Genomic DNA, 12,976 nt, shown 5'->3' on the forward strand with positions numbered 1-12,976 from the left:
CACCATGCAGACCCCAGCTGTCGCCAGGCCCCGCACCAAGCCCGCCGAAACCCGCCAGGAAGAACTGATGGACGCCGCGCAGGCGCTGTTCCTGTCGCAGGGCGTGGAAGCGACCACCATCAGCGACATCGTCGCTGCCGCCGACGTGGCCAAGGGCACCTTCTATACCTACTTCGCCTCGCGCACCGAAATCCTGCAGGCGCTGGCGCAGCGCTATACGCGGCAGTTCATGGAGGAGGTCGATCTGGCCGTGCAGCAGCAGCCCGCCAATGATGGCGTGGCGCGCCTGCGTGCCTGGATCCGCGCCAACATCGAGCTCTACGTGCGTACCCATGCGCTGCACGACGTGGTGTTCGCCAACCACCACCATCACCAGCGCGGCAATGCCGAACGCAATGCGATCCAGAAGCAGCTGCGGGAGATCCTCGAGGCGGGCATCGCCGCCGGCCTGTGGCAGTTGCCGGCACCGCAGGTCACCGCATCGTTGATCTATGCTGGCGTACACGGCGCCACCGACGACCTGATCGCGGCACCGGCCCAGGATGCAGACGCCTTCATCGCGGCGGTGGTGGCCGATTGCCTCCGCATGGTCGGCATCTCGCCCGCCTCGGCGCGTGGTGGCAAACGCCGCTGAGAGGCAGCCCCTTCGCTCAGGCGTGGGCCAGGATGTTCAACAACCGCCCGAACGGGTCGCGCACGAAGAAGCGGCGCACGCCCCAGGGTTCATCAACGGGACCGTACTCCAGCGCAATGCCGGCCGCGCGCATGCGCTCCAGCACCTCCTGCAGGTTGTCCACTTCGATCGACAGGTCCGGCACCGGGGTTCCGGCGCCGCCTTCGCTGGCGAAGCTGACCTGTGCCAGCGCACTGCCCTGGCCGCCATGGGTGACGATCCAGCCGTGGTCCATCAGCACGGCCATGTCGAGCAGGTCGCCATAGAACGCGGCGGCGCGCGACGGATCGGACGTGGCGATGTTGGCGACGACGCGTTTGACGGCCATGGCACGCTTCCGTTGGAAAGGACACGTCGAGACTGCCCGACCTTGCGCGTAAACAGAAGAGCCCCGTCGGAGACGGGGCGCGCCAACAGCCCATCATGGCTGGGCTTAGACGGCGCCACAGCGCTCCATGATGCAACGGTCGTACTCGTACTGGCATTCCATGGCATCACCGCCACCGGACAGACACGCCTGATAGGCCTTCCAGCAGGGCAGATCGCAGGGCGGAATCGGCCCGGCCACGGCAACAGAGCCGCTGCAGGCCAATGCGAACACGGCACCTGCGATTACTTTCCTGAAAGCACGCATCGACATCACTCCTTGATAGGCCTGGTGACTCCAGGCCAGGCCACCGTAGCGAGGACGCCGGGAGACGGAGTGAACGCAAGCGTCACAAATAATTAACGCGTTCATAAATTTTCTCTCACGTCACTGGGGGAGATGACGCCGTTGCAGGGTTAACGGCCTTGTTGTCCGTCAACCAAGGAAGTTGTCTGATGAATCACCCGCTGTACGGCCGTTCGTCCCACTCCCGTTCCCCGCTGCACAGCCGCCTGGCGCTGGCAGTCGCCAGTTCGCTGCTGCTGGCCAGCGCACTACCCGCCATGGCCAACGAGTCACTCGATGCCTGGCAGCAACAGCGCCAGTTGCAGGCGGCCTGGGCGCAACCGGCCAGCACGGCCAGCACCGCGAACCTGTCGGCGCCGGTGTCGTCCGCCGCAGCCAGCAGCACGTCGATCCTCGGCAACCCTGGCGATGCGGCCAGCTGGCGCAGCGATGAATTCAACGCCGACTGGGGCCTGGCGGCAACCAACGCGGACCACGCCTACGCGCGCGGCCTGACCGGCACCGGAATCCGCCTCGGTGTGTTCGACAGCGGCACTGGCCTGGACCATCCGGAGTTCGCCGGCAAGAACCACCGCAGCATCCATATCGCTGATTTGCTTGCCGATGGCACCCGCTGCACCAACACCAGCCAGCTCACCGGGTCCGGCGCCTGCTTCTCCTCCGATGGTGACGACGTGCAGGTGAGCTACGTCGGTTTCAACGCCAACGTCCCGCAGAACATCCGCGACCTGATCCGGGCCGGCAACTACGTGCAGCCCGGCCTCGAGTTCGAGGTGCATGGCACCCACGTGGCCGGCACCATCGCCGCCAACCGCGATGGCAATGGCATGCACGGCGTGGCGTTCGGTGCCGATCTCAGCGTCGCTCGCCTGTTCTTCAACAGCGCCAGAGAGTGGCAGCCCGTGGGGACCAGCTATTCCGTAGTTTCGCTGGGCAGCGTCGGTCCCGATCCGTCCGCCGTGGTTGACATGTACGCGCAGATGAATGCCCAAGGTGTGCGCGCGATCAACCACAGCTGGGGCCTGAGCAAAGAGCCCAATGCGGTACTGATGGACCAGATCTACAACGATCCGGATGATCGCGCCTATCTCGCCACCTATGCCGACGGTTCGCGCGCCAATGGCATGATCCAAGTCTGGGCCGCAGGAAACTCGCCTGCCCGAGCAGTCACTGCGCCCGTGTCGGCCAGCCCGATCGCAGGCATGTACGCCACCCTGCCGCGCGCCTTTGCCGATATCGAAAAGTACTGGCTCAGCGTGGTCAATGTTGGTCAGGACTTCTCGCTCAGCCGAACCTCCAACAAGTGCGCCCTCAGCGCCAACTGGTGTCTGGCGGCCCCCGGTTCGAACATCAACTCCACGGTCTACGGCGATGATTCCACCCTGGCCGCGTCGCTGGGTGTGGATGCCAACGGCAACCTCTCCCTAGATGTCACCCAGCGTGTGCCGACCTACAACTACGGATTGCTCAGCGGTACCTCGATGGCCGCCCCGCATGTCACCGGCGCGCTCGGTCTTCTGTTCGAGCGCTTCCCCTACCTGGACAGCGCGCAGGTCCGTGACGTCCTGCTGACCACCGCGCGTGATATCGGCGCACCAGGCATCGATGAGATCTATGGCTGGGGCCTGATGGACCTGCGCAAGGCCATTGAAGGCTACGGCTCGCTGCGCGTGGATACCAACGTGGTGATGAACCAGAAGGCCGGCGGCCTGAAAGTGTGGGAAGGCGACGCCTGGGATGACTGGACCAACGACATCGGGGGCCCCGGCAAGCTGACCAAATCCGGTATCGGCTGGCTGCGCCTGAGCGGCGACAACAGCTTCAACGGCGCGGTGCTGCGTGAAGGCACGCTGGAGTTGAACGGTGCCAACACGCTCACCTCGGCTGTCGAAGTACAGGGTGGCCAGTTCCTGCTCAACGGCAGCCTGGTCTCCACCGCACTGACCACCACCGGTGGCGTCAGCACCGTCAGTGCCAGTGGCGTCCTGAAGGACAGCAACCTGACCGTCAACGGTGGCGTGGTGTCCTTCAACGGCACCCAGACCGGCGGCACCACCACGGTCGGTGCGAACGGCCTGTTGAAGGGCATCGGCACGCTGGGCAACACACATGTGGACGGCACCATCGCCCCGGGCAACTCGATCGGCACGCTGACCATCAATGGCAACTACGTGCAGGGCGCGACCGGCGTCTATGCCGCCGAGCTTGCCCCCGGCGGCCGCAGCGACCAGCTGCACGTCACCGGCAGCGCCACCCTTGGCGGCACCCTGGTCGCACTGCCGGAGCCTGGCACCTACTACCTGGGTGAGCAGTTCAACTTCATCCGCGCCGACGGTGGCGTCAGCGGCCAGTTCGCGAAAACCGACTTCAGCGCGTTCTCGCCGTTCCTGCAGTTCAGCCTGGCCTATGCTGCCAACGGCGCCCGCATCGACGTGGCACGCGGCGCCTCGCTGGCCAGTGCTGCCACCACGCCGAACCAACGCGCGGTGGCGACCAGCGCCGATGGCCTGGCGATCAACCAGGGCCTGCCCAAGCCGCTGACCCAGCTGTTCCCGCAACAGGTCGGTGGCGTGCTTGACGGCCTCAGCGGCGAACTGCATCCGGCCACGGCACTGGCCCTGGTCGAGGGCAGCCGCTACGTGCGTGATGCCGCGCTGTCGCGCCGTGCCGGTACCACCGCACCAGGTGCCGACGCGGGCGATGCCACCGGCGCCTGGGTGCAGGCACTCGGCGGCAACAGCAAGCTGGATGGCAACAGCAACACCGCCCGCACCGAAGCCAACAGCAACGGCCTGCTGGTCGGCATCGATCGCGAGTTTTCCGGCTGGCAGGTCGGTGTGCTGGCCGGTACCGGCCGTACCGACGTGAAGCAGCAGGAGCGTCGTGCCAAGTCGAAGATCGACAACACGCACTTCGGCGCCTACGCCAGCCACAACTGGGGTGGATTCGGCCTGCGCGGTGGTGTGGCCTGGAGCAAGCACGAGGTGAAGAGCACGCGCGACGTGGCGTTCGCTGGCTTCAGCGACAGCCTGAGCGCACGCTACGACGCCCGCACCCGCCAGGCCTTCATCGAAGCCGGTTACCGCTTCGGTGGTCCGGAAGCCGGACTGGAGCCGTACCTGCAGGTGGCGCGCGTGGAAGTGGACCTCAAGCGCATCAACGAACGCGGTGGTGCGGCCTCCCTTCAGGGCAAGGTGGATGACACCGCAACCACGATCGCCACCGCCGGTCTGCGCTTCGACAAGGGACTGAAGGCCTCGTTCCAGCAGGACAGCTGGCTGCACCTGCGCGGTGGCGTAGGCTACCGCCGCGCATCTGGCGACCGCAGCCAGGTGGCCAATCTGGCCTTCGCCAACAGCAGCAGCACCTTCGCGGTCCAGGGCGCACCGATCGCCGACAACGCCGTGGTGGCCGAGCTGGGCCTGTCGGCATGGCTGACCCCGCGGCAGCAGCTGGAGCTGGGTTACAGCGGCCAGTTCGGCAGTGAAAGCCGCGACCATGGCGCCAACGCACGCTGGTCGGTCCGCTTCTAGTTCCAGGCACGTGTTCTCTTGACAGGTTGGGGCGGCCTCGCGGCCGCCCCCTTTTTTTGTCCGCCGCCAGCCGCTATGTACCACACGGCAGGCAGCTTGCAGCCAGCAGGCTGGCCAGTGGCAACAGCAGCCCATAGGCCACCAGCGGCCACACCGTGTCTCCCGGCAGCAGCACGGTAGCCAACGTCCCTGCGCCGGCGACGATCACGCTCTGCAGGGCATAGTAGAGCGCCACCGCCATCCCGGAGGCATCGGCGAAATCACGCAATGCACCGTTGGCAGCCACCGATACCACCATCACCAGGCCCACCGCGATGGCCCACATCGGCAGCACCACGCTGGCGAATGACGGTGGCCATAGCGTCGCCAGTGCCATCAGCAACGCCCCGCCGATCATCACCCACAGCCCACGCAGGAAGGTCCCGCGCACCTGCCAGCGGGCGATCAGCCTCTTGGCCAGGCGCGCGCTGAAAATCATCATCAGCGCCACCGTTGCGAACGCCAGGCTGAAGGACAGTGGCGAGTACTGCATGCGTCCAACCAGGATGCGGGGAGCGATCGAGAAGAACACGAAGAAGGTGCCCATGCCCGCACTGAAACCCAGCGTGTACACCCAGAATCCACCGCTGCGGAGGATGCGCTGCAGCACCGGGCCTGGCGCGTCGCTGCGCGGCGGGCGGGTCTCCTGCCAATGGCGTTGCGCGCGCAGGCCCGCGATCAGGCCGAGCACGCCCAGCAATGCGAAGATTGCACGCCAGCCGAATGCGCCTGCCACCAACGCACCAAGGATCGGACCGAGCGCGGGCACGAAGGCCAGCATCGAGGCGAACAACCCATACAGGGAAGCACCCTCCGGCGTATCGGCATATACATCACGCACGGTGGCGAAGGTCGCCACCAGCGCCGCCGATGCACCGACCGCCTGCACGGTTCGCCAGGCCAGGAACGCCGCGCCGCTGCTGGACGCCGCCAGCGCCAACGACGCGGCGGTGAACAGCAACGCGCCCAGTAACAACACCGGCCGTCGCCCGATGCGATCGGACAGTGGACCGAACACCAGCTGGCCCACGCCGAGCACCAGCAGGTAGGCACCGAGCGTCAGCTGCACCAGCACCGGCGAGGTGCCCAGCGCGCGTGGCATTGCAGGAACCACAGGCAGGTAGATATCCATGGCCAGCGAGGCCAGGAGATCGAAGGGGGCCATCAGCACGATGGCCGACGGCAGGGAATGGGCCCAACGTGGGGCCTGTCGATTGAACATGGGAAGTCTCCGCCCAGAGTGAATCCGGCGGTGGTCCATCCACTTCGCGTGCATCGCAGGGATGATCACCGCAACAACGTCTGCATCGTTGTTGCGGCTCAGCGAACTGTCTGCGGACCGTTCCCGTTGTTCATGGCGCCATCGAATACCTGTACAGGTGGCGCAAGTGTAGCAACCACCGGCAAGCGGCAGCAGCAGTCAGCCCAGCGGCAGCATGTCGATGCGCCTGCATGGCGTCTGTTTCACCTGTTCGATCAGGCGCCGCACCACCGGCGAGCTCTCGGCCTGGCGGTACTGCACGGCAATGGTCGAAACGATGGTCGGGCCGGCCAGCGGCAGATAGACCATGCCCGGCAGCACCAGCGTGCGTTGCAGCACCGATGGCACGATCGCCACCGAACCGACGCCGACGGAAACCTCGGCCAGCACCGCTGCCAGATGGCCGGGCTGCGAACGGATGCGTGGAATGAAGCCGCCCCGTCGCGCGACCTCCATCGCGCCTGCCGGCTGTTCCGGCATCACGAACCCTTCCCTGGCCAGCGCCGCCGGTTGCACCGGACTCCGCGCCTGCGCCAGCGGATGGATTTCCGGCAGGGCCACGCAGAACTGGTCCTCGACCAGGGTGTGTTCACCCACGCTGTCGGGCACCTCCATCGGCGGCCGGCAGAACACCACGTCCACCCGGCCTTGCTGCAGCAGCTCCGGCAGCACGCCCATCGGCCACTCGCTCACCTGCAGGTCAACGCCGGGATAGCGGTCGCGGAACCGGCTCAGCTGGTCCTGCAGCGCGCCGGCATACAACGCCGAACCCACATAACCGATCTCGATCTTGCCGATCTCGCCGCGGCCAGCCCGCCGGCCCACGGTTTCGGCCTGCTCGAACCGGCGCAGCACGTCACGTGCTTCGGCCAGGAACACCTCGCCGGCCGAGGTCAGCGCCGCCTCCCGGCGTCCGCGCTCGAACAGGCGGGTCCCGAGCCGGCGCTCGATGTCCTGGATCTGCACGCTCAGGGTCGGCGTGGCGATCCCCAGGCGCAACGCCGCACGGCCGAAGTGCAACTCCTCGGCCAAGGTGACGAAGTACTCCAGGTGACGACGTTCCATGGGCGACGCTTCATTAGGCAAAACCTAACGTACCGGGAAAACACCGAGAATGAAACAAACACTGATCGCTGCTGGAATGCCTGTCCTCCCCCTCCTGCGAGCGACCGGTGCCACCCTCCCCCACCCTTTCCCCTGTGACACGCAGGCTGCCCGACCGGATCCTGCTGGTGGCCTCGCTGGGCTGCACGATGACCGTGCTGGAGACCAATGCAGTGGCGGTCGCGCTGCCCGGCATCGCGCGTGACCTGCATGCCGGGTTCGCGGATATCGAGTGGGTGATCAGCGCCTACATCCTGTCCTTCACTTCGCTGCTGCTGCCGGCCGGTGCCATCGCCGACCGTTGCGGCCGCCGCCGCGTGCTGCTGATCGGCATCACCGTGTTCGCCCTCACCTCATTGCTGTGCGCGTTGGCGCCGACCGCATCATCACTCTATCTCGCGCGGGCGCTGCAGGGCGTGGGTGCCGCATTCCTGTTGGCGCCATCGCTGTCGATCATCGGCCACACCTTCCACGAGGGGGCCGCCAAGGACAACGCGTGGGCATTCTGGGGCACGGCCATGGGCATGATGATGGTGCTCTCACCGTTGATCGGTGGCGTACTGTCCACGCTATGGGGCTGGCGCGCGGTGTTCATCGCGATCCTGCCGTTCCTCGCCCTGCTCGGCTACGGCGCGCTGCGCTGGATACCGGAATCCTCCGACAGCGTGCTCCGCCCGCTCGACCCGCCCGGCATCGCCACCTTCAGCCTGGCGATCTTCGGCATCGTACTGTTCCTGGTGGAAGGCCTGGCGCAGGGCTGGGGCGCTGCAACGGCGTTGACCGGGCTGGCCCTGGCCTTCGCCATGGGGACCGCCTTCGTCATCGTTGAGCGGGCACGGCCGCATCCCATGGTGGACCTCGGGCTGCTGGCCAGCCCGCGCTTCGTCGGCGCGCTCATCGCCATGGTCGGCTATTCGGTCAGCGCCCAGGTGATGGCCTCGATGCTGCCGCAGTATCTGCAGAATGGCATGGGGCTGGGCGCGTTGGCCGCCGGTGTCGGCATGCTGCCCTTCGCTGCGGCGATGCTGCTGTTCCCTGCGATCGGCCGGCGGCTGGGCCGCCACCTGACGAGCCCGGCCGTGCTGGCCATCGGCCTGTCGATCACCTCCGCCGGCAACGCCGTGGCCGGCCTCGCCGCGTGGCAGCAGCAACCATGGCTGGCATTGCTCGCGATGATCGTGATCGGTGCCGGTGGGGGCATCCTCAATGGCGAGACCTCCAAGGCCATCATCGGTGCGGCACCGCGCGACCGCGCCGGCATGGCCTCCGGCATCAGCGCCACCACGCGTTTCGTCGGCATCCTGCTGGGCTTCACCATCCTTTCCAGCGCACTGAGCCTGGGCATCCGCACCGCGTTGGCGGCGGCGGTGCCACGCGGCGACGTGCGGCCGATGGCCGATGCGATCGCCACCGGTACATTCGCTGGCTCACACACCGCGACGTTCGCACAGGCGATCTACAGCCACGGCTTCGCCAGCGCCCTGTGGACCTCGGCCATCGCCGCAGCGCTGGCCAGCCTGGCGGTGGCACTGCTGCGGAGTCGATCAGCAGACGCTATTTCCCACCATCAAAGGCAATCGCAGGAGAGCAACTGATTCTCTTCCTGCTTCTGCAAAGATGGCCGGGGCAGCCGCGCTGACCCGGCCGTGGCGGCCCCGGGGAGAAGGCCGCCAGAGAGCGTCAGGCCGCCTTCATGGCGTGCTTGCGGGCGCGCATGACGTTGTGGCATTCCTGAACTTCCGGAAGTAGCTGGGTGACTTCCTGGCGCACGGCCGGCGGCAGCTCGTTGTCCTTCAGCACGTCCTTGAACGCACCAAGCAGGCGATCTTCGGATTCTTCCAGTTCGGCCACATAGCCATAATTGGTGTCGCCAAACGCGGCGCGTACCTTGCCGTAGAACTGCTGCATCGAACCGACCATGGTGCCGTGCTCGGCAGGCTTGCCGCCGCTGGCAGCAACCGAGCTGCTCAACGCCGAGACGATACGACCCTTGACACCGGCGATACGGGTGAACAATGCCGACAGCTCGGCATCCTTCACCTTGGTCGCGGCTTCTTCATAGAACGACTTGCCGTCGCGGGCGATCTCGATCAGGTCGTTGAGGCGATGTTCAATGGTGGACTGGGTGCTCATGGAGTCGCTCCTGTGTGCTCGAAAATCTGTGGGGAATGGCAGCGCGATTGCGTTGCCTTCGACCCCACTGTGGCGGGTGTGGCGTGGCTGTCGGGTGAGTACCGATTGATGTGCACATCACCACGTTCAACGCGCGCTGACTTCTTCATGCGCAGGCGCATTTCCGTTCACGGAAAACAAGCGAACCGACATCGATTCACCAGGGCGCGATGATGATGATCAACGCAACCAGCAGCACGATGGCCAGTACAAGCAGCAGCACATGCCTCTGCCGCCAACTGGGTTTGGGCTTTCCAGGGGTATTCACTACGCATCTCCTTCGATCTGCAAAAGGTGCACAGGCACACTGATGCAAAGCAGCATGTGCGCGCGTAGAGATTTCGTGCAGGACCCGTGCAGGAACGCACGGAGCCAGCGCGCGACGATAACGCGTCCATAACGTAATCAGGATGTAAACGGAGTGTTAGGTTCCTTCCGATTCCGCACAGCGGAGTTTCAGATCGGTTTCCACGCAGCAATGCACGAAACCCATTCAACTGGATTTGGAGAGAGCCAAATGCATTACAAGTACACCCTGCTTTCACTGGCAGTGGGCACCGCCCTGGCTGCCACCTGGTCGCCGGCCGCACATGCCCAGGATGGCAGCGAGAAAACACCGAAGAACCTCGATCGCATCCAGGTCACCGGCTCGGCCATCCGCAGCGTCGACATCGAGACGCAGCAGCCCATCATCGCCATCACCCGCGCGATGATCGAACAGCAGGGCTTCACCACCATTGCCGACCTGCTGCAGAACCTGACCTCCACCGGCGCCCCGACCATTTCGCGTGCGCGCGCACTGGCTTCCGGCGAGAACGTCGGCGGCTACTACGTGAACATCCGCAACCTGGGCGCCACCCGCTCGCTGGTGCTGGTCAACGGCAAGCGCCTGGGCGCCACCACCGGCGGCTACCAGGATCTCAGCCAGATCCCGATGAGCGCGGTGGAGCGCATCGATGTACTGAAGGACGGCGCCTCTGCGCTGTACGGATCGGATGCGATCGCCGGCGTGGTCAACATCATCACCCGCAAGAACTACGAAGGCCTGGAAGTGTCCGTGCAACATGGGCAGTTCAGCGAGGGCGACGGCAAGGACAGCACTTTCTCGCTGGTCACCGGCGCCCGTGGTGAACGCGGCGGCTACACGCTCGCACTGGATTACCAGAAATCGGACCCGGTGTTCGCCCGCGACCGTGAGTTCTCCCGGTACGGTGGTGCTGGCCCCAACTACCCCGGTGCGGACTGGAGCAACATCAGCCAGAACGGTTCGTGGTGCGACCCGGCCCTGTACAAGTGCAACACGGGTGATGCGGTGTTCAAGACACTCAATCGTGGCGGCAACCCGAAGAACCCGAACGACTACCACCCGATCACGCCGGCCGAGTTCGCCAACGGCAACGAGCAGATGCACCTGCAGACCGGCATCGAGCGTCGCTCGCTGTTCCTCAGCACGGACTACGCGCTGACCGAGCAGATCAAGTTCACTGCCGATATCGGCTACAACGAGCGCACCACCGACCAGCAGATTGCAGGTTACCCGTACCAGTCGACCAAGTTCGGCACGCCGATGGACGCGGCCAGCGTGTTCAACCCCGTCGACCACAGCATTGCGTTCAATCGCCGCCTGTGGGAGGTGCCGCGCACCACCGAAAGCAAGTTGAAGTCCTTGCGCGTCGCGCCCAGCCTGTCCGGCTACTTCGAGCTGGGAAGCAAGGCGTACGACTGGGACGTCGGCGCGCTGTTCAACCGCAATGAAGTTACAAAAACAGGCCGTGGCGACATGAGCCTGATCGCTTCCCGGCAGGCATTGGGGCCCTCCTACCTCGATGCCAACGGTGTGGCCCGGTGTGGCACGGCGGCATCGCCGGTCACGGGTTGCCTGGCCTGGAATCCTTTGCTGCCGTTCGGGGTCGCGGGGGCTGGCTCTCTCTCCGATCCTGAACTGCAGCGCTTCTTGTTCCCGACGTTCAACGACACCGGCATCACCAAGACCCGCAGCTACTTCGCCAACATCTCCGGCCCGGTGATCGAGCTGCCCGCCGGTGACCTGTCGGTCGCCCTGGGCTACCAGTACCGCAAGGAAGAAGGCCGCTTCGTGCCCGATGCCTTCGCGCAGTCGCGGCAGAGCACGGCGCTGGGCGCCTCCACCACCGCCGGGGACTACAGCCTCAACGAGTTCTTCGCCGAAGTGAACGTACCGGTGCTGCGCGACCTGCCGTTCGCCAAGGAACTGACCGTGAACCTGGCCACGCGCTACTCCGACTACAGCAACTTCGGCAGTACCACCAATTCCAAGGCGAGCTTCGCCTGGCGTCCAATCGAAGAGCTGATGATCCGCGGCACCTTCGCCGAAGGCTTCCGCGCACCGAGCATCTCCGACCTGTACGGCGGCCTGGGTACCAGCTTCGAAACGTATGTCGACCCCTGCGGCATCGGTGCCACCAACAGCGTCAACGGCAATGCCGCCTGCAACGCCGCCGGCGTGCCGTTGGGCTACCAGCAGCTGAACCAGAGCCTGAAGCCCTGTGCCAGCTATCCGTGCGCCACTCCTGACGAGTTCACCACCGGCTCAGACCCGAAGCTGCGCCCGGAAGAGTCCAAGAGCAAGACCGTGGGCGTGGTCTGGAGCCCGCGCTGGGTCGAGGGCCTGGACATCAACCTCGACTGGTACAGCTACAAGATCACCAACATGATCATCCAGGACAGCGTCGACCGCATCCTGCGTGACTGCTACGTGCTGGGTAATGCCTCGCGTTGCGGAAGCGTCAAGCGCGCCGGTGATGGCCACATCACCAGCATGTTCTACGGCCTCGCCAACCTGGGCTCGATGGAGACCGAAGGCTGGGATCTGGGCATCCGCTATCGCCTGCCCGAGTTCTCCTTCGGCCGCATCACCATCGACCTGCAGAACAGCTACGTCTCCAAGTACGACGAGCAGAACCAGAACTCGGCCGGCGATACGATCATGATGGGCCGGATCGGCCAGCCTGGCATTTCCCGACTGCGCTCGAATCTGGGCGTGAACTGGCAGCTCGGCAACTTCAGCACCCAGTACACCGTGCGCTACTTCTCCGGCATGGTTGAAAACTGCGTGCCGAACCGGCCCTGCACCCTGCCCGACCGCTACGCCTATGGTGAACCGGATGCACTGCGCAAGGTGGGTTCGAATGCCTTCCACGACATCCAGGTCAGCTACAAGCTGCCGTGGGACGGCACGGTGGCACTAGGCTCGAACAACGTGTTCAACCACCAGGGCCCGATCATGTTCTCCAAGCCGTCCAGCTCCTTCCCCTACTACGGCGGCTTCGACATCGGCCGCACCGTGTACGTGAAGTACTCGCAGCGCTTCTGATCGACAGGTACGTGCTCGTGGCCGGCGGAAGGGGAGTCCGCCGGCCACGATGCACACAACCTCCACCCGATCTCCATCGTTCTTCGACGGAATCTCCAAGGTTCCCGGCAACACTGATGTCATGACGGCAAAGGAGCAGGACCGCATGGATCGCCACGCGCCTCGACAC

Annotated in this window: 9 protein-coding genes; 4 read left to right on the forward strand and 5 right to left on the reverse strand. The window is 65.4% G+C overall.

The window, feature by feature from the left end; translation table 11 throughout:
- Positions 1-4 precede the first annotated feature (4 nt).
- Positions 5-634, forward strand: a complete 630-nt coding sequence (locus tag ACZK2G_RS19075; protein WP_478474119.1) for a TetR/AcrR family transcriptional regulator — start codon at positions 5-7, stop codon at positions 632-634.
- A 16-nt stretch (positions 635-650) separates the two neighbouring features.
- On the opposite strand, the gene ACZK2G_RS19080 is transcribed toward ACZK2G_RS19075, so the two are convergent.
- On the reverse strand, positions 651-1,001 hold the full coding sequence (locus ACZK2G_RS19080) for a VOC family protein (RefSeq protein ID WP_197617746.1): 351 nt from the start codon (positions 999-1,001) through the stop codon (positions 651-653).
- A gap of 105 nt (positions 1,002-1,106) precedes the next feature.
- Positions 1,107-1,307 carry a hypothetical protein gene (locus ACZK2G_RS19085; protein WP_478474120.1) on the reverse strand — a complete coding sequence of 67 codons (201 nt, stop codon included), beginning with the start codon at positions 1,305-1,307 and terminating at the stop codon, positions 1,107-1,109.
- A 188-nt stretch (positions 1,308-1,495) separates the two neighbouring features.
- Here ACZK2G_RS19085 and ACZK2G_RS19090 point away from each other — a divergent pair, with 188 nt between their 5' ends.
- The gene (locus ACZK2G_RS19090) at positions 1,496-4,879 is read left to right on the forward strand and encodes an autotransporter domain-containing protein (protein ID WP_478474122.1); all 3,384 of its coding nucleotides are present in this window, start codon (positions 1,496-1,498) and stop codon (positions 4,877-4,879) included.
- Positions 4,880-4,952: 73 nt separating this feature from the next.
- On the opposite strand, the gene cml is transcribed toward ACZK2G_RS19090, so the two are convergent.
- Entirely contained in the window at positions 4,953-6,140 is a 1,188-nt protein-coding gene (gene cml / locus ACZK2G_RS19095) for a CmlA/FloR family chloramphenicol efflux MFS transporter (protein WP_046984790.1), read from the reverse strand.
- 198 nt (positions 6,141-6,338) lie between these two features.
- The gene (locus ACZK2G_RS19100) at positions 6,339-7,244 is read right to left on the reverse strand and encodes a LysR substrate-binding domain-containing protein (RefSeq protein ID WP_046984789.1); all 906 of its coding nucleotides are present in this window, start codon (positions 7,242-7,244) and stop codon (positions 6,339-6,341) included.
- Between the two features lie 134 nt (positions 7,245-7,378).
- Between ACZK2G_RS19100 and ACZK2G_RS19105 the strand changes: the two genes are divergently transcribed.
- On the forward strand, positions 7,379-8,878 hold the full coding sequence (locus ACZK2G_RS19105; protein ID WP_478474125.1) for an MFS transporter: 1,500 nt from the start codon (positions 7,379-7,381) through the stop codon (positions 8,876-8,878).
- An 85-nt stretch (positions 8,879-8,963) separates the two neighbouring features.
- Here the strand turns inward: ACZK2G_RS19105 and ACZK2G_RS19110 are convergent, their stop codons facing one another.
- Positions 8,964-9,416, reverse strand: a complete 453-nt coding sequence (locus ACZK2G_RS19110; RefSeq protein ID WP_006395575.1) for a PA2169 family four-helix-bundle protein — start codon at positions 9,414-9,416, stop codon at positions 8,964-8,966.
- A 556-nt stretch (positions 9,417-9,972) separates the two neighbouring features.
- Between ACZK2G_RS19110 and ACZK2G_RS19115 the strand changes: the two genes are divergently transcribed.
- Complete coding sequence (locus tag ACZK2G_RS19115) at positions 9,973-12,807, forward strand: TonB-dependent receptor (RefSeq protein ID WP_478474127.1); 2,835 nt, start codon at positions 9,973-9,975, stop codon at positions 12,805-12,807.
- The last annotated feature ends 169 nt before the right edge of the window (positions 12,808-12,976 follow it).

Source organism: Stenotrophomonas sp. 107298_Sma, from assembly GCF_056480345.1.

Excerpts from the sequence above, each read along its gene's own strand:
- ACZK2G_RS19085 (WP_478474120.1), bottom strand. The coding sequence starts at position 1,307 with ATGCGTGCTTTCAGGAAAGTAATCGCAGGTGCCGTGTTCGCATTGGCC.
- cml (WP_046984790.1), bottom strand. The coding sequence starts at position 6,140 with ATGTTCAATCGACAGGCCCCACGTTGGGCCCATTCCCTGCCGTCGGCC.
- ACZK2G_RS19100 (WP_046984789.1), bottom strand. The coding sequence starts at position 7,244 with ATGGAACGTCGTCACCTGGAGTACTTCGTCACCTTGGCCGAGGAGTTG.
- ACZK2G_RS19090 (WP_478474122.1), top strand. The coding sequence starts at position 1,496 with ATGAATCACCCGCTGTACGGCCGTTCGTCCCACTCCCGTTCCCCGCTG.
- ACZK2G_RS19110 (WP_006395575.1), bottom strand. The coding sequence starts at position 9,416 with ATGAGCACCCAGTCCACCATTGAACATCGCCTCAACGACCTGATCGAG.
- ACZK2G_RS19075 (WP_478474119.1), top strand. The coding sequence starts at position 5 with ATGCAGACCCCAGCTGTCGCCAGGCCCCGCACCAAGCCCGCCGAAACC.
- ACZK2G_RS19115 (WP_478474127.1), top strand. The coding sequence starts at position 9,973 with ATGCATTACAAGTACACCCTGCTTTCACTGGCAGTGGGCACCGCCCTG.
- ACZK2G_RS19080 (WP_197617746.1), bottom strand. The coding sequence starts at position 1,001 with ATGGCCGTCAAACGCGTCGTCGCCAACATCGCCACGTCCGATCCGTCG.